15 protein-coding genes are annotated in these 16,125 nt (G+C 72.0%); 9 read left to right on the plus strand and 6 right to left on the minus strand.

Annotated features, from left to right (window positions below; translation table 11 throughout):
• A partial coding sequence (locus AB8Z36_RS08410; protein ID WP_440581876.1) for a COG1470 family protein occupies positions 1 to 959 on the plus strand: 959 nt, incomplete at its 5' end.
• Positions 956 to 2,095 carry a hypothetical protein gene (locus tag AB8Z36_RS08415; RefSeq protein ID WP_440581877.1) on the plus strand — a complete coding sequence of 380 codons (1,140 nt, stop codon included), beginning with the start codon at positions 956 to 958 and terminating at the stop codon, positions 2,093 to 2,095. The genes AB8Z36_RS08410 and AB8Z36_RS08415, both read left to right, overlap by 4 nt.
• Here AB8Z36_RS08415 and AB8Z36_RS08420 read toward each other — a convergent pair.
• Positions 2,092 to 2,940, minus strand: coding sequence for an alpha/beta hydrolase family protein (locus tag AB8Z36_RS08420; RefSeq protein WP_369212571.1), 849 nt, complete (start codon positions 2,938 to 2,940; stop codon positions 2,092 to 2,094). The two genes, AB8Z36_RS08415 and AB8Z36_RS08420, sit on opposite strands and share 4 nt — an antisense overlap.
• A gap of 208 nt (positions 2,941 to 3,148) precedes the next feature.
• On the minus strand, positions 3,149 to 4,645 hold the full coding sequence (locus tag AB8Z36_RS08425; RefSeq protein WP_369212572.1) for a peptide MFS transporter: 1,497 nt from the start codon (positions 4,643 to 4,645) through the stop codon (positions 3,149 to 3,151).
• Between the two features lie 474 nt (positions 4,646 to 5,119).
• On the opposite strand from AB8Z36_RS08425, the gene AB8Z36_RS08430 reads away from it, so the two are divergent.
• Positions 5,120 to 5,797 (plus strand): response regulator transcription factor, encoded by a 678-nt coding sequence (locus tag AB8Z36_RS08430; protein WP_363251212.1) that lies wholly within the window; start codon positions 5,120 to 5,122, stop codon positions 5,795 to 5,797.
• A gap of 645 nt (positions 5,798 to 6,442) precedes the next feature.
• Positions 6,443 to 7,714: an ATP-binding protein gene (locus tag AB8Z36_RS08435; protein ID WP_369212573.1), complete on the plus strand. Its 1,272-nt coding sequence runs from the start codon at positions 6,443 to 6,445 to the stop codon at positions 7,712 to 7,714.
• Positions 7,715 to 7,781: 67 nt separating this feature from the next.
• Here the strand turns inward: AB8Z36_RS08435 and AB8Z36_RS08440 are convergent, their stop codons facing one another.
• Positions 7,782 to 8,294 (minus strand): GtrA family protein, encoded by a 513-nt coding sequence (locus tag AB8Z36_RS08440; protein WP_369212574.1) that lies wholly within the window; start codon positions 8,292 to 8,294, stop codon positions 7,782 to 7,784.
• Positions 8,295 to 8,451: 157 nt separating this feature from the next.
• On the opposite strand from AB8Z36_RS08440, the gene AB8Z36_RS08445 reads away from it, so the two are divergent.
• From AB8Z36_RS08445 to AB8Z36_RS08455, 3 genes are read left to right on the plus strand one after another with little or no spacing between them, the layout of a single operon-like run.
• Positions 8,452 to 9,618 (plus strand): 5-(carboxyamino)imidazole ribonucleotide synthase, encoded by a 1,167-nt coding sequence (locus AB8Z36_RS08445; protein ID WP_369212575.1) that lies wholly within the window; start codon positions 8,452 to 8,454, stop codon positions 9,616 to 9,618.
• On the plus strand, positions 9,615 to 10,160 hold the full coding sequence (gene purE / locus AB8Z36_RS08450) for a 5-(carboxyamino)imidazole ribonucleotide mutase (protein WP_369212576.1): 546 nt from the start codon (positions 9,615 to 9,617) through the stop codon (positions 10,158 to 10,160). Before AB8Z36_RS08445 ends, purE begins: the two co-directional genes overlap by 4 nt.
• A 4-nt stretch (positions 10,161 to 10,164) precedes the next feature.
• Positions 10,165 to 11,349, plus strand: coding sequence for a dipeptidase (locus AB8Z36_RS08455; protein ID WP_369212577.1), 1,185 nt, complete (start codon positions 10,165 to 10,167; stop codon positions 11,347 to 11,349).
• A 72-nt stretch (positions 11,350 to 11,421) separates the two neighbouring features.
• Here AB8Z36_RS08455 and AB8Z36_RS08460 read toward each other — a convergent pair whose 3' ends face one another.
• A complete protein-coding gene (locus AB8Z36_RS08460) occupies positions 11,422 to 12,579 on the minus strand; it encodes an acyl-CoA dehydrogenase (RefSeq protein WP_369212578.1) in 1,158 nt (385 codons plus the stop codon).
• Between the two features lie 199 nt (positions 12,580 to 12,778).
• Between AB8Z36_RS08460 and AB8Z36_RS08465 the strand changes: the two genes are divergently transcribed.
• A complete protein-coding gene (locus AB8Z36_RS08465; protein WP_369212579.1) occupies positions 12,779 to 14,122 on the plus strand; it encodes a UDP-glucose dehydrogenase family protein in 1,344 nt (447 codons plus the stop codon).
• A gap of 5 nt (positions 14,123 to 14,127) precedes the next feature.
• Here the strand turns inward: AB8Z36_RS08465 and AB8Z36_RS08470 are convergent, their stop codons facing one another.
• On the minus strand, positions 14,128 to 14,661 hold the full coding sequence (locus tag AB8Z36_RS08470; RefSeq protein ID WP_369212580.1) for a CGNR zinc finger domain-containing protein: 534 nt from the start codon (positions 14,659 to 14,661) through the stop codon (positions 14,128 to 14,130).
• Between the two features lie 119 nt (positions 14,662 to 14,780).
• On the opposite strand from AB8Z36_RS08470, the gene AB8Z36_RS08475 reads away from it, so the two are divergent.
• Positions 14,781 to 15,143, plus strand: coding sequence for a VOC family protein (locus AB8Z36_RS08475; RefSeq protein WP_369212581.1), 363 nt, complete (start codon positions 14,781 to 14,783; stop codon positions 15,141 to 15,143).
• Positions 15,144 to 15,158: 15 nt separating this feature from the next.
• On the opposite strand, the gene AB8Z36_RS08480 is transcribed toward AB8Z36_RS08475, so the two are convergent.
• Positions 15,159 to 16,125, minus strand: a 967-nt coding sequence (locus AB8Z36_RS08480) for a dipeptidase (protein ID WP_369212582.1), incomplete at its 5' end; no start/stop codon positions are given.

Below are 16,125 nucleotides of genomic sequence, written 5' to 3' on the forward strand. Positions count from 1 at the left end.
CCCTCGCGCGGGCCGCGCTCTGCGCCGCTGCCCTGCTCGCGGCCSSSGSRGCCCCCGCCCTGGCGGACGGCGGCGGCTCCGGGGCCTGGTCCGCCGCGCCGTCCGCCGGGGGAGGCACCCGCCCGGCCAAGGACGGGCGGCCCTACTTCTACGCGGAGGGCGCCCCCGGCACGGTCCTCCAGGACACCGTGACCCTCACCAACCGGGGGACGAGGCCGCGCACGGTCACGCTGCGGGGCGCGGACGCGGACGACACCGGCTCCGGCGCCCTCTCCGTCACGCCCGCCAAGGGCAGCCCGAAGGACACCGGGGCCTGGATCGGCTTCGCGGAGCGGCGCGTGCGGGTGCCGCCGCGCACCCGCGCCGACGTGCCGTTCACCGTGACGGTCCCCGCCGACGCGGCACCCGGCGACCACCCCGGGGCGATCATGGCGAGCGGCGGCGGCCGGACGGTGGCCATACGGCTGCATCTATGGGTCGGCGGCCCCACCCTCGCGGCGCTCACCGTCGAGCGCGTCAAGGTCGACAAAGGGGCGGGCCGCATTACGTACGACCTGGTCAACCGGGGTAACACCGTCCTCGCGCCGAAGCTCGCGGTACACGCCGACGGGCTGTTCGGCACGCTCGTCGACCGCCCGGCCCGCGCGCTGCCGGTCGAACTCCTGCCCGGCCGCCGGGTCTCGCTGACCGAGCCCTGGCCCGACGCGCCCGCCTTCGACGCGGCGGACGTACGACTGACAGCCACGGCGTCCGGTGGCGCCCGTGACACCGCCACGGCCTCGGCCCGCTTCGTGCCGTGGGCCGCGCTCGGGGGCGGGGCCGCCGGTCTGCTGGCCGTCGCCGCCGGGGCGGTGCGCCTCCTGCGCGGACACCGGCGCGGCCCGGAACCACTGGAGCCGGTGCCGGAGGACGAGGACGAGCGGGAGATGGCGGGCGCGGGGACGGGAGAGACATCGTGAACGGGAAGCGGAACAGGTCGGGCCGGAAGGCCCGCGCGCTGAGCGCCCTCGTCGCCCTGGCCCTGCTCGGCCTCGGCTGCGCGCTGCTGCCGGGGCCCGTCGCCTCGGCGGCCGACAAGCCGACCGTACGGCTCTCCACGTCCGAGGCGGGCAAGGGCGGCTCGGTCACCGTCAAGGGAGCGGGGTGGCGGCCCGGAGCCCTCCTGATGATGCTCATCTGCGGCCGGTCCGAGCCCGGCCGGGGTGTCGTGGGCGGCACCAACTCGTGTGCCAACTCCGAGGGCCTCGCCGTCACCACCGGCAAGGACGGCACCTTCAGCAGGAGGCTGCCGGTGGCCGAACCGCCCGAACCCTGCCCCTGCGTCGTCCACGTCGCCACCGTGACGGGCGAGAAGGCGGCGGCCGACACCGCGTTCAAGGTCGCGGGCCATCCCGTGAAGCCCTTGCCGAAGGAGGCCGCGGGCGGGCGTCTCCCGGTCCTGACCGGCACCCGTCTCGAAGGCTCCAGCGGGCTCCTGACCTGGTTCGGAGCCCCGCCGCAGCGCAAGCTCGTCTTCACGGTCGGCAATGTCGGCGCGGCCCCGGTGACAGACCCGGTCTTCCGGGTCGGCACCTCGCACGGCGTGTTCGCCCCGCAGTGGGAGGAACAGCAGTGGCGCGGCACGATAGCCCCCGGCAAGAAGGCGCGGATCGAACTGCCGGTGGAGCTCGCGGGCGGCGCGCACGGGGACTACCTGGTCTCCCTGCGGTACGGCGGCAAGGTCCTCGCCGAGCAGCCGTGGGGCGTGGGGCGCCCGTGGGGCGTGACCCTCTTCTGGCTGCTGCTCTGCGTGGTGGTGCCCGCGGCGGTCTTCCGTGTCGGCATGGTGCTCGTGGACCGCCTCCGGCCGAAGAAGCGCGGGGCTTCGGTCAAGCGGCGCCGCCGCCTCGTCGCGGGCACCAGGGGCAGACACGCGCCCGCCCCGAGGACGGCGAGGACGGCGGGGACGCCGAGGGCCGCACGGGAACCGGGAACGGCCCTGCCCTGGTTCACCCCGGACACGGCCCCGGACCCGGTGCCGGGGAGCCCCGTAAGGGGCGCGGGGAACGGCGCGACAGGTCCCCACGACCCGCAGTCGACGAAGAAGGAAACCTAGGCCCGCCCCCGGAGCCACTGGAGGACGTTCTTCGCGACCCCTGGGGCGCCGAGCAGATGCCCCCCATGGGCGGACCCCGGCACCGTCTTGATCACGACATCCCGCTGCCGGGCCTTCCGCAGGGCCCCCGCCAGGGCGGTGGAATGACTCCGGGGGACGAAGTCCCGCGCGGAGTGGACGAGGAGCAGCGGCGCGTCGCCCCGCGACGCGTGGGAGGCCGCCGCGAGGTCCGTCCAGCGGCCCCAGCAGCGCTGGTCGCCCCTGTCGGGCCGACAGCCCGCGAGGCGCTCGGCGGCCCCGCGCAGGGCCCGCCGGTCGGCGGAGGCGCCCGCGGCGCCGCCGTCCGTCCACGCGCGGTACGGCGAGGCCACGGGAGAGAGCGCGGCGACCGCGCGCACCCGCGACCCGCCGGACGTGTACGTGGCCGCCTGCGCGGCCAGATGACCGCCCGCCGAGGAACCGAGCACCAGGGGCCGGGCACCGCCCTCCCTGCCGCGCACCCATCGCAGCGCGGCGAGGACGTCGTCGCGCTGGGCGGGCCAGACCGCGTCGGAGGTCAGCCGGTAGTCGGTGTCGTAGACGGTGAAGCCCCGGGCGGCGAACCACCGCGCCCAGCCGCTCCAGTCGGTGTCCCGGCGCCATGAGCCGCCGTGCAGGATCACCAGGGCGGGGCGCTTGCCGGGCTTGCCCCCGTACACGGTGATGTTCTGGCGGGCGTGCGGCCCGTACGAGAAGACGCGCCCGGACGGCGGTCCGGGGGCGGGCCCGGAGGCGGCAGCGTCGGCGGTGACGCTGGAGGACAGCAGGGCCCCACAGAGGGCGACGACGGACAAGGTGCGGCGCATGGGCCAGATGTTGCACGGCGGACGGCGGCTGTCGGCGTGGAAACGCCCCCGGGTCACCGCCGAGGGTGAGCGGGCGGGCTGATGTTCGTACGAATGGACCTTCTGGCGCATACGGGGAGAGGGCCGCCGCGGAGGCGCCGGGCTCCGCGGCCGAGCTGGCCTCAGGTGCGGCGGCCCTCTCCCCGTATGTCCTCGGCGGTGGGCTGGGTCAGTTGACCGAGCCCATCAGCGCCTTGACCTTCTTGCGGGAGGTCCAGATGCCGAAGCCCGCGATGACCGCGATGATCGCCTCGACGGCGACCGCGCCGCTGTTGTTGAGGTCGACGTTGAGCTGCGGGGACGTCAGCAGGCCGGTGATCGAGTCGCCCGCGGTGACCGCGAGGAACCAGACACCCATCATCTGGGCGCTGTACTTCTCCGGAGCCATCTTCGTGGTGAGCGAGAGGCCGACCGGGGAGAGACAGAGCTCGCCGACGGTCTGGATGAAGTAGATCGCGACCAGCCACATCGGGCTGACCTTGCCGCCGTTGTTGGCGGTGTCGATCAGCGGGATGAGGAAGACGGCGAAGGAGATGCCGATCAGCGTGAGGCTGGAGGCGAACTTGACGGCCGTGCTCGGCTCCTTGCCCCGCTTGTTCAGCCACAGCCAGGCGGAGGCGACCACGGGGGCGAGCGCCATGATGAAGATCGGGTTCAGCGACTGGTACCACGAGGTCGGGAAGTCGAACCCGAGCAGGTTGTTCGTCGTCGAGCCCTTGCCGAAGATCGACAGGGTGGAGCCGTTCTGGTCGTAGATCATCCAGAAGACGGCGGCGACCACGAAGAACCAGATGTAGCCCGACAGCTTCGACTGTTCGAGGGTGCTGAGCTCCTTGTCGCGCTTCATCCGGGCCAGGACGGCGACGGGGATGACGAGACCGGCGATGATCAGCGGCATCAGCGCCCAGTCGGCGAAGTTCCCGGTGACGCCCATCAGCGTGTAGAGCGCGGCGGCGACGATCAGCCAGATCAGGCCGGTGCGCAGGGCGGAGCGGCGCTGCTCGTCGGTGGCGGGCTGGGAGATCACGCTGCTCTGCTCGCTCAGGTGGCGCGAGCCGAGCAGGAACTGGGCGAGACCCAGGGCCATGCCGACCGCGGCGAGCGCGAAGCCGAAGTGCCAGTTGACGTTCTCGCCGACGGTGCCGATGGACAGCGGGGCGAGGAAGGCACCGAGGTTGATGCCGATGTAGAAGAGCGTGAAGCCACCGTCACGGCGCGGGTCCTGCGGGCCCTTGTAGAGGTGGCCGACCATCACGGAGATGTTGGCCTTCAGAAGGCCGGAACCGAGCGCGACGAGCGCGAGACCGGCGAAGAAGGACGCCGAGCTCGGCAGCGCGAGCGTGATGTGGCCGAGGATGACCACGGAGGCGCCGATGATGACCGTCTTGCGGGGGCCCCAGAAGCGGTCCGCCATCCAGCCGCCCGGCATGGCGAGCAGGTAGACCATCGACATGTAGACGGAGTAGATCGCCGTCGCGGTGGTGGCACTCATGTTCATGCCGCCGGGGGCGATCAGGTACAGCGGGAGAAGTGCCTTCATGCCGTAGAAGCTGTAGCGCTCCCACATCTCGGTCATGAAGAGTGTGGCCAGTCCGCGGGGGTGGCCGAAGAAGGTCTTCTCGGAGCCAGGGGTGCTGGCGGAGTCCTTCGTCAGGCTGGACGCCATGGGTCGATCCTCGTGGGTTCGGGACGCGCGACAGAGCGTGAGCGCGCCCGGTGGGGGGCGGTCGGCACCGGTTCCGCACACCCCGTCCCCACGCCCGGGGGAGAGTTCGCCCCCGCTTACGGGGGAGGGAATGGACGGACTCCGGGATCCACACCCTGGCGCTTCGTCACGCGCAGGGCCCGACCACAGGTCATTCCTTTCGAGGCCGGTTCGGAGAGAACCGGCCCGCACACAAAAGGACCCAAGGCCGCACAGTGGGCCAAAGGTCCTTGAGTAGTGCATCAGGCGTTGGGTCACCATACGACACGCCAGGGGTGGATATGGAAGGACTTGAGAGATGGATCACAGGTTTCGGCGCAACCCTCCACCCACATTCAAAGGTGTTTCTCAGATTCGCGCCCCATGGCCACAGGGTCCGATCCCCACTGTGCGATCACCGCACGACCGTTGTCCACTCCGGACTACCATCACCCCATGACCCGTGTACTGCTCGCCGAGGACGACGCGTCCATCTCGGAGCCGCTGGCCCGCGCCCTGCGCAGGGAGGGTTACGAGGTCGAAGTGCGTGAGGACGGCCCGACCGCCCTCGACGCCGGGTTGCAGGGGAGTGTCGATCTGGTCGTATTGGACCTCGGGCTGCCCGGCATGGACGGCCTGGAGGTCGCCCGCCGCCTGCGCGCCGACGGGCTCACCGTGCCGGTCCTGATCCTGACCGCGCGCGCCGACGAGGTGGACACCGTCGTCGGCCTCGACGCGGGCGCCGACGACTATGTGACCAAGCCCTTCCGGCTCGCCGAACTGCTCGCCCGGGTCCGGGCGCTGCTGCGGCGCGGCGCCAGTGAGCCGAAGGAGGCGCCCGCGACGCACGGCGTGCGCATCGACGTCGAGTCGCACCGCGCCTGGATGGGCGACGACGAACTCCAGCTCACCGCCAAGGAGTTCGACCTCCTCCGCGTCCTGGTGCGGGACGCGGGGCGGGTGGTCACCCGGGACCAGCTCATGCGCGAGGTCTGGGACACGACGTGGTGGTCCTCCACGAAGACCCTGGACATGCACATCTCCTGGCTCCGCAAGAAGCTGGGCGACGACGCGGCGAACCCTCGGTACATCGCGACGGTACGGGGCGTCGGCTTCCGCTTCGAGAAGAGCTGACCTCAGCCGAAACGGCCCACACCCGCCTGCGGCGGGCCCCCGGCAGACGCGTCTGCGGGGCCTTGGCTCTTGGCCTCCGCGGGCGCGTCCGGGCCGGTCGCGCAGTTCCCCGCGCCCCTTAGGGGGTTGCGTGTGGCGCCCCTTCGGGGGCGCGGGGAACGGCGCGAGCAACGTGGGGCGGCGCGCACTCGCCCATGGTGCGGCTTCGGCAGACGCGTCTGCGGGGCTTTGGCTCTTGGCCTCCGCGGGCGCGTCTGGGCCGGTCGCGCAGTTCCCCGCGCCCCTTAGGGGGTTGCGTGTGGCGCCCCTTCAGGGGCGCGGGGAACGGCGCGAGCAAGCGGGGACGGCCCGCACCCGCCCATGGCGAGGCTTCGGCAGACGCGTCTGCGGGGGCTCGCGCCGTCGGCCGCCCCAGGCGCGTCCGGGCCGGTCGCGCAGTTCCCCGCGCCCCTTAGGGGGTTGCGTGTGGCGCCCCTTCAGGGGCGCGGGGAACTGCGCGAGCAACTCGGGGCGGCCCGCACTCGCCCATGGCGCGGCTTCGGCAGACGCGTCTGCGGGGCTCGGACGTGTGCGAGCAACGTGGGACGGACCGCAACCGCCCCCGGCGAGGCCCCGTCGGGGGCGTCATCCGGGACACTGAGACCTATGCGCCGCCGATTGATCAACAGCACCCTCGCCGTCGTCCTCGTAGTGATCGCGGTCTTCGGCGTAAGCCTGGTCATCGTGGAGACCCGCACGATCAGCAGCAGTGCCCAGGAGCGCGTCGACTCCGAGGCGCTCAGGCTGGCCGGAATCGTGGACAGCCGCCTCATCAGCGATGAGCGCATCACCGCCGCGATCCTCCGCGACCAGATCGCCACCGAACGCTACGCCCGCATCGACATCCCCGGCCGTGAGCCCGTCGAGATCGGCAGCCGCCCCAAGGGCGACGTGATCAGTTCGAGCGCCCCCGGCGAGCAGGGCGAGAAGGTCACCGTCCAGGAGCCCCGCGCCGCCATCACCCGCGAGGTCGGCCGCACGCTGCTGATCATCGCCGCGGTGGCGCTGCTCGCCATCATCGCGGCGGTGCTGCTCGCCGTGCGGCAGGCCAACCGCCTCGCCTCCCCCCTGACAGACCTCGCCGAGACCGCCGAGCGCCTCGGCTCCGGCGACTCCCGCCCACGCCACAAGCGCTACGGAGTGCCGGAGCTGGACCGCGTCGCCGATGTCCTCGACTCCTCCGCCGACCGGATCGGCCGCATGCTGACCGCCGAGCGGCGCCTCGCCGCCGACGCCTCCCACCAGCTCCGTACGCCGCTGACCGCGCTGTCCATGCGCCTGGAGGAGATCACGGTCACCGACGACCTCAACACGGTCAAGGAGGAGGCGACGATCGCGCTGGCCCAGGTGGAGCGGCTCACCGACGTAGTGGAGCGGCTGCTCACCAACAGCCGTGACCCCCGTACCGGCTCCGCCGTCGCCTTCGACCTGGACGAGGTGATCAAGCAGCAGCTGGAGGAGTGGCGCCCCGCCTACCGCAGCGCGGGCCGCGCCATCGTCAGCTCGGGCAAGCGGCACCTGGAGGCCGTGGGCACCCCGGGCGCGGTCGCCCAGGTCCTGGCGGCGCTGATCGAGAACTCCCTCATGCACGGCGGCGGCACCGTCGCCCTGCGCACCCGGGTCACCGGCAACCAGGCGGTCATCGAGGTCACGGACGAGGGTCCCGGAGTGCCGCACGACCTCGGCGCGCGGATCTTCGAGCGGACCATCAGCGGCCGCAACTCGACGGGCATCGGCCTGGCGGTGGCCAGGGACCTCGCGGAGGCGGACGGCGGCCGCCTGGAGATGCTCCAGACGAAGCCGCCGGTCTTCGGGCTCTTCCTGTCGCGTACGCCGATGTCGAGGGAGGAGGCGGCGGCCACCGAGACGGTCAGGTAAGCCACCCGGCAGCGGCAGCGGCAGCGGCAGCGGCAGCGGCAGCGGCAGCGGCGGGCGGCAGCGGGGCTCAGCTCGCGCGGCGCGCGGCCGGGCGCTCGTCCCGCTGCTCCTCCAGGAACGATTCCGCATGGGCGACGGCCTCGCGGGCGGGCAGCGCCTTGAAGACCCAGGTGCGGTAGGACCAGAAGCGGAAGAGGGTCGCGATGCCCATGCCGAGGAACTTGAAGAAGTTGGCCTGGAGCCTGCCGTCCCAGCCGAACCAGTAGGTCGCCGCGTAGAGCACGCCGTTCTCGATGACCAGGCCGACCGCGCTGAACAGCAGGAACAGCGTCAGTTCCTTGGTCCGTCCGGTCTTGTCGCGGTCCCTGTACGTGAAGTAGCGGAACCCCACGTAGTTGAAGACGATCGCGACAACCGTGGCGATCACGCTCGCGCGGACCACGTGCAGGTCGGTGACGTGCCGCACGAGGTTGAAGACGCCGAAATTGACCAGTGTCCCGACGGCCCCCACGGCCCCGAACTTGGCGACCTCGCGCGCGAGCCGGTCGAAGCGCTGCCGCAGTATGCCCCGGTCCGTCATGGTCGTCGCCCCAGCCCCCGTCGGTCGTACCGCACGTTTTCGTGCCGGTCTCGTACGCGCCGACGGATTGGTGTTTCGGTCGTGTCGACCCAGCCATGCTAACCAGCGCCCGATCCCGGCGCGCGGGGTGGCTGATACCGGCCGATACCCTGGGGGTGTGACGTTCCCGGTAGTCGGCATGGTCGGCGGCGGTCAGCTCGCCCGCATGACCCACGAGGCGGGCATCCCCCTCGGCCTGAAATTCAAGCTCCTCAGTGACACCCCGCAGGATTCCGCGGCGCAGGTGGTCGGCGAAGTCGTCATCGGCGACTACCGCGACCTGGACACGCTGCGCGCGTTCGCGCGGGGCTGCGATGTGATCACCTTCGATCACGAACACGTACCCACCGAGCACCTACGGGCCCTGGAGGCGGACGGCATCCCCGTCCGTCCGGGGCCCGACGCGTTGGTGCACGCCCAGGACAAGGGCGTGATGCGCGAGAAGCTCACGGCGATCGGCGTGCCGTGCCCGCGCCACCGGATCGTGGAGGACCCGGCCGACGTGGCCGCCTTCGCGGCCGAGGGCGCCACGGACGGCGGCGACGGCTTCCCCGTGATCCTCAAGACGGTGCGCGGCGGATACGACGGCAAGGGGGTGTGGTTCGTCCGGTCCGTCGAGGACGCCGCCGAGCCCTTCCGGGCCGGGGTCCCGGTGCTCGCGGAGGAGAAGGTCGACTTCACCCGCGAGCTCGCGGCGAACGTCGTGCGCTCCCCGCACGGCCAGGCCGTCGCCTACCCCGTGGTCGAGTCCCAGCAGGTCGACGGCGTGTGCGACACGGTGATCGCACCGGCACCCGGCCTCGGCGAAGACCTCGCGGGCCAGGCGCAGGAGCTGGCGCTGCGGATCGCCAAGGAGCTCGGCGTGGTCGGCCACCTCGCGGTCGAGCTCTTCGAGACGCTCGGACCCGACGGGAAGCCCGGCATCCTCGTCAACGAACTGGCGATGCGCCCGCACAACTCCGGCCACTGGACGCAGGACGGCGCGATCACCTCGCAGTTCGCCAACCACGTGCGGGCCGTGCTCGACCTGCCGCTCGGCGACCCGCGCCCGCGCGCCAAGTGGACCGTGATGGCCAACGTGCTCGGCGGTGACTACCCCGACATGTACTCCGCGTACCTGCACTGCATGGCCCGCGACCCGCAGCTCAAGATCCACATGTACGGCAAGGACGTGAAGCCCGGCCGCAAGGTCGGACACGTCAACACCTACGGCGACGACCTGGACGAGGTTCTCGACCGCGCCCGTCACGCAGCCGGCTACCTCAGAGGAACGATCACCGAATGACCTCCCCCGTTATTGGCATCGTCATGGGGTCCGACTCGGACTGGCCCGTCATGGAGGCCGCCGCCAAGGCCCTGGACGAGTTCGAGGTGCCCTACGAGGTCGACGTCGTCTCCGCGCACCGCATGCCGCACGAGATGATCGCGTACGGCGAGCGGGCGGCCGACCGCGGCCTGAAGGCGATCATCGCGGGCGCGGGCGGCGCCGCCCACCTGCCCGGCATGCTCGCCTCGGTGACCCCGCTGCCGGTGATCGGCGTGCCGGTCCCGCTGAAGTACCTGGACGGCATGGACAGCCTCCTGTCCATCGTGCAGATGCCCGCCGGTGTCCCGGTCGCGACCGTCTCGGTCGGCGGCGCGCGCAACGCGGGGCTCCTCGCGGCCCGTATGCTCGCCGCGCACGACGCCGAACTCCTCGGCCGTATGCGGGAGTTCCAGCAGGAGCTGAACGACCAGGCCACCGAGAAGGGCAAGCGGCTGCGGTCCAAGGTCGAGGGCGCGGGTTCCGGGTTCGGCTTCGGCTCGCGCTCCGGTGCGGGACAGTGATCGCATGACGTCCCTCGACGAAGCACGCGCGCTCCTCGCCGACTTCCCGGTGGCCGACGGCCACAACGACCTGCCGTGGGCGCTGCGCGAGAAGGCGGGCTACGACATCGACCGCCTCGACATCGCCGCCGACCAGACGGGCGCCCTGCACACGGACATCGCCCGGCTGCGCGCGGGCGGCGTCGGCGCGCAGTTCTGGTCGGTGTACGTACGCACCGACCTGGCCGGTGACGCGGCGGTGAGCGCCACCCTGGAGCAGATCGACTGCGTCGAGCGGCTCCTCGTCCGCCACCCCGCCGACCTGGCCCGCGCGCTGACCGCCGCGGACATGGAGAAGGCCCGCTCGGAGGGGCGCGTCGCCTCCCTGATGGGCGCCGAGGGCGGCCACTCCATCAACAACTCCCTGGCCACCCTGCGGGCGCTGCACACGCTCGGCGTGCGGTACATGACGCTCACGCACAACGACAACATCGCCTGGGCGGACTCGGCGACGGACGAGCCCGGTGTCGGCGGTCTCTCGCCGTTCGGCCACGAGGTCGTCCGCGAGATGAACCGCGTCGGCATGCTCGTGGACCTCTCGCACGTGGCGGCGACGACGATGCGGGCGGCCCTGGACACCTCGGTGGCCCCGGTGATCTTCTCCCACTCGTCCTCGCGCGCGGTCTGCGACCATCCGCGCAACATCCCGGACGACGTCCTGGAGCGGCTGCCCGCCAACGGCGGCGTGGCGATGGCGACCTTCGTACCGAAGTTCGTCCTCCAGGCGGCGGTCGACTGGACGCAGGCCGCCGACGAGAACATGCGGGCCAACGGCTTCCACCACCTCGACACCACGCCCGAGGCGATGAGAATCCACGAGGCCTTCGAGGCGACGAACCCGCGTCCGGTCGCCACCGCGTCGACGGTCGCCGACCACCTCGACCACATGCGCGAGGTCGCTGGCGTCGACCACATCGGCATCGGCGGCGACTACGACGGCACGGCCTTCACGCCGGACGGTCTCGACGACGTGGCGGGCTACCCGAACCTGATCGCGGAGCTGATCGACCGCGGCTGGTCCAAGTCCGACCTCGCGAAGCTGACGTGGGAGAACGCGGTACGGGTGCTGAGCGCGGCCGAGGACGTCTCCCGGGACATCAGCTCCCGACGGGGCCCGTCGATCGCGACGCTGGAGCAACTGGACGGCTAGCCGTCCCCGCTCGCACCGATGGGGTGCCACCCGGCCGGGTGGCACCCCATCGGTGCGTCGACTCGCGTGCCGCTACGGCAGGTTGCGCGCCATCACGATGCGCTGGACCTGGTTGGTGCCCTCGTAGATCTGGGTGATCTTCGCGTCGCGCATCATCCGCTCGACGGGGTAGTCACGGGTGTACCCGTACCCGCCGAGGAGCTGCACGGCGTCCGTGGTGACCTCCATGGCCACGTCGGAGGCGAAGCACTTGGCGGCCGCACCCTGGAAGGTGAGGTCCTTGTCGCCGCGCTCGGACTTGGCCGCCGCCGCGTAGGTGAGCTGCCGCGCCGCCTCGATCTTCATCGCCATGTCGGCGAGCATGAACTGGATGCCCTGGAAGTCGGCGATCGGCTTGCCGAACTGCTTGCGCTCCTGGACGTAGCCCTTGGCGTAGTCCAGGGCGCCCTGGGCGATGCCGAGCGCCTGCGCGGCGATGGTGATGCGGGTGTGGTCCAGGGTCTTCATGGCGGTCGCGAAGCCCGTGCCCTCCTCGCCGATCATGCGGTCGGCGGGGATGCGGACGTTGTCGAGGTAGACCTCGCGGGTGGGGGAGCCCTTGATGCCGAGCTTCTTCTCCGGGGCGCCGAAGGAGACGCCCTCGTCGCCCTTCTCGACGACGAAGGCGCTGATGCCCTTGGAGCGCTTCTCCGGGTCGGTGACGGCCATGACCGTGTAGTACTCCGAGACGCCCGCGTTGGTGATCCAGCGCTTCACGCCGTTGAGGACCCAGAAGTCGCCGTCGCGCACGGCCCTGGTCTTCATGCCCGCGGCGTCGGAACCGGCGTCGGGCTCGGACAGGCAGTAGGAGAACATGCCCTCGCCCTTGGCGAGCGGCGTCATGTACTTCTTCTTCAGCTCCTCGGAACCGGAGAGGATCACCGGCAGCGAGCCGAGCTTGTTCACCGCGGGGATCAGCGAGGAGGACGCGCAGGCGCGCGCGACTTCCTCGATCACGATGACGGTGGCCAGCGCGTCGGCGCCCGCGCCGCCGTAGCTCTCCGGGACGTGCACGGCGTGCAGGTCGTTGGCGACCAGCGCGTCGAGGGCCTCCTGCGGGAAGCGGGCCTCCTCGTCCACCGCGGCGGCGAACGGCGCGATCTTCGCCTCGGCCAGCGAGCGGATCGCGTCACGGAGCATGTCGTGCTCCTCGGACGGGCGGTACAGGTCGAAATCAGCCGATCCGGCCAAGGTCTCTCACGCTCCAAGGATGCTAATTACCGTTAAGTAACCCGAATTTTAGTGGTGCGCCCGCGCGACGGATACGTGAGCTTGGCGACAGCCCGGAACATGCCCGGTGAAGCCCCGGGAAACACGCCCGGTGAGGCCCCGGGGCACGCGCGGCTATGCTCGGTCGCGCACCGCAGCCCGCACACCTCTGGAGCACCGCATGGCCCTCAAGATCACTGTGATCGGCACCGGCTATCTCGGCGCCACGCACGCCGCGGCCATGGCGGAGCTGGGCTTCGAGGTGCTCGGCCTCGACGTCGTGCCGGACAAGATCGAGATGCTCCAGCGGGGCGAGGTCCCGATGTACGAGCCGGGCCTTGAGGAGCTGCTGCGGAAGCATGTCGCCGGGATCGAGGGCGCCAGCGGACGGCTGCGCTTCACGCTGGACCCCGCGGAGGCCGCGGACTTCGGTGACGTCCACTTCATCTGCGTGAACACCCCGCAGAAGCACGGCGAGTACGCCTGCGACATGTCGTACGTGGACAGCGCCCTGGAGTCCCTCGCCAAGCACCTGACCAGGCCCGCCCTCGTCGTCGGCAAGTCCACCGTGCCGGTGGGCAGCGCGGACCGGCTCGCGGCGCGCCTGGTGGAGCTGGCCCCGGCCGGTGACCAGGTCGAGCTGGCCTGGAACCCGGAGTTCCTGCGGGAGGGCTTCGCCGTCAAGGACACGCTGCACCCCGACCGCATCGTGGTCGGCGTGCGCAGCGAGCGCGCGGAGAAGCTGCTGCGCGAGGTGTACGCGACGCCGGTCGCCGAGGGCTCGCCCTTCGTCGTCACGGACTTCCCGACCTCCGAGCTGGTGAAGACCTCCGCCAATTCCTTCCTCGCCACGAAGATCTCCTTCATCAACGCCATGGCCGAGGTCTGCGAGGCGGCGGGCGGCGACGTGGTGAAGCTCGCCGAGGCGCTCGGACACGACGACCGCATCGGGAAGAAGTTCCTGCGGGCCGGGATCGGATTCGGCGGCGGCTGTCTGCCCAAGGACATCCGGGCGTTCATGGCGCGCGCCGGTGAACTGGGCGCGGACCAGGCGCTGACGTTCCTGCGCGAGATCGACTCCATCAACATGCGGCGGCGCGGCCAGATGGTCGAGATGGCCCGCGAGGCGCTCGGCGGCGGTCCCTTCCTCGGCAAGCGGGTCGCGGTGCTCGGCGCTACCTTCAAGCCGGACTCCGACGACGTCCGCGACTCCCCGGCGCTGAACGTCGCGGGGCAGATCCACCTCCAGGGCGGCCAGGTCACGGTGTACGACCCCAAGGGCATGGTCAACGCCCGCCGGCTCTTCCCCACCCTCGGCTACGCGGACACGGCGATGGACGCGGTCCGCGGCGCGGACGTCGTCCTGCACCTCACGGAGTGGCGCGAGTTCCGCGAGCTCGACCCGGCGGAGCTGGCCTCGGTGGCGACGACCCCGGTGATCCTGGACGGCCGCAACGCCCTCGACCCCGAGGTCTGGCGCGCCGCGGGCTGGACCTACCGCGCGATGGGCAGGCCCACGGCCTAGAGGCCTCAGCCGGTCCGTTCCGGGTCGCCCGGCGCGGCCTTGCGCGCCCGGTAGGCCCGCATCTTCGCGCGGGCGCCGCACACCGCCATGTCGCACCAGCGGCCGCGGCCCGCCGGGCTGCGGTCGTAGTAGGCCCACAGGCAGTCCGTCGCCTCGCAGGCCTTCAGGCGCTGCCAGGTGCCCTCCGCGACGGCCTCGGCGATGGCCGCCGCCACCCGTGCGGTGAGGGTGGCCGCGTCGGCGGGGGCGAGCGACGCGGCGCCCGTCCTCTCCTCTACCCGCACCACGAGCGGCCCCGCCGCGAGCAGCCCGGTCAGCCCGCGTACGGGAGCATGCGGCGGGTGTCCGGCGTGCGCGAGGCAGGCCGCCCGCAGCGACTCCCGCAGCTCCCGCGCCGCCGCCACGTCACCGGGCGCCAGACCGAAGGCGTCCCGCCCCGCCGCCGTGCCGAGCGCGTCCGCGCCCGACTCCACGTCCAACGTGTTGACCAGGGCCTGGATCAGCGCGAGCCCACCGGGAGCGGGTGTTCTGGCATTCATGGTTGCGACGTTACCGCTTAGGGGGGACTATTGAGTAACGGTTACTGGTTGATGCCGCTCAAGCGGTAATGGCCGGTGAGCTGACCATGCCCCGCACGCACGCTTCCCCTGGAGGAATCATGGCGATCGCCAGGCTCGGCACCGTCGTCCTCGACTGTCCCGACCCCCGCGCCCTCGCGGAGTTCTACGCGGCGGTCGTCGGCGGCACCCCCAACCGGGCCGCCGACTACTGGTACGAGCTGGCGGGGCAGCCCGGGGCACCCCTGGCCTTCCAGGAGTCCCCCGGGTACGCAAGGCCGTCCTGGCCGGGCCCCGACGGCGCCCAGCAGTTCCACCTGGACCTCACGGTCGACGACCTGGACGCCGCGGAGCGGGAGGTACTGAAGCTCGGTGCCACGGTCCTCGACGCCGACGACCGCACCCGCTCCTGGCGGGTCTACGCCGATCCGGCCGGGCACCCGTTCTGCCTCTGCGCCTGCTGACCGCAGCGGGCGGCGTCAGCCGTCCAGGCGCTCCCTGCGCGCCGTGGACGCCGCCCTGCGCAGCCGCGTGGCCCGCGCGGTGAAGTCCGCGCCGCGCAGGGCGCGTTGCATGTTGCCCCAGGTCAGCAGCGCGATATCGGCCTCGGGCCAGCCGCGCTCCAGCAGTTCGGCGATCAGCCGCGGATATCCGGCGGTGTCGCCGAGGCCCTCCGGGTGCGGGTAGGGGGTGTCGTACGTACCGGAGAGACCGACGCACTCGGGTCCCGCGATGCGGCGCACCTGGTCGAGATGGTCCGCGACGTCGGCCACCGAGCCGCCCGTCTGCTCGACCGCCAGCGGCACCAGGCACAGCCCCTTGGCGGCACCCACCGCGGCGAGCAGCTCGTCGGAGAGGTTCGCCGGGTGCTCGCGCACCGCGCGGGCGCCGGACCTGGTGAAGATCGCCGGTGCCTTGGAGACCGCGAGGACGCGCCGCGTCGTCGCCTCGGAGGCGCCGGAGAGGTCCGCGAGGACCCCGAGCCGGTTCAGCTCCCGTACGACCTCCTCGCCGAAGGCGGTGAGACCGTTCGCGCCCGCCCACGACGTGCCGGAGAGGGTCACCGCGCACAGGCCGAGGGTGCGCAGCGCGCGCAGTGTGCCGAGGGAGTCGCCGAGCGCGGCGCCGCGGGCCGGGCCGATCAGCGTCGCGATGCGCCCGCAGCTGCGCGCGTCGGCGGCCTCGGAGGCGTCACGGGCGATCCGGAGGTCCTCGGGGTGGGCGCGGACGACGCGCTGGACGAAGTCGATCTGCTCCAGGGTCATCGCGACGCTACGGTCGCCTTTCAGCCCGTCGGGGACGTGCACCGACCAGAACTGCGCGCCCACCCCGCCCGCGCGCAGCCGCGGGATGTCGCTCTCGAGGTCGTTGTCGCCCGCCTCGAAGTCGTGGCACGGCAGATCCCGGAGCGTCCACGGCAGACCGCTGTAGCCGTCGGCGACGGGG

It is taken from the genome of Streptomyces flavofungini, from assembly GCF_041028215.1.
Taxonomy (GTDB): Bacteria; Actinomycetota; Actinomycetes; order Streptomycetales; family Streptomycetaceae; genus Streptomyces; species Streptomyces flavofungini_B.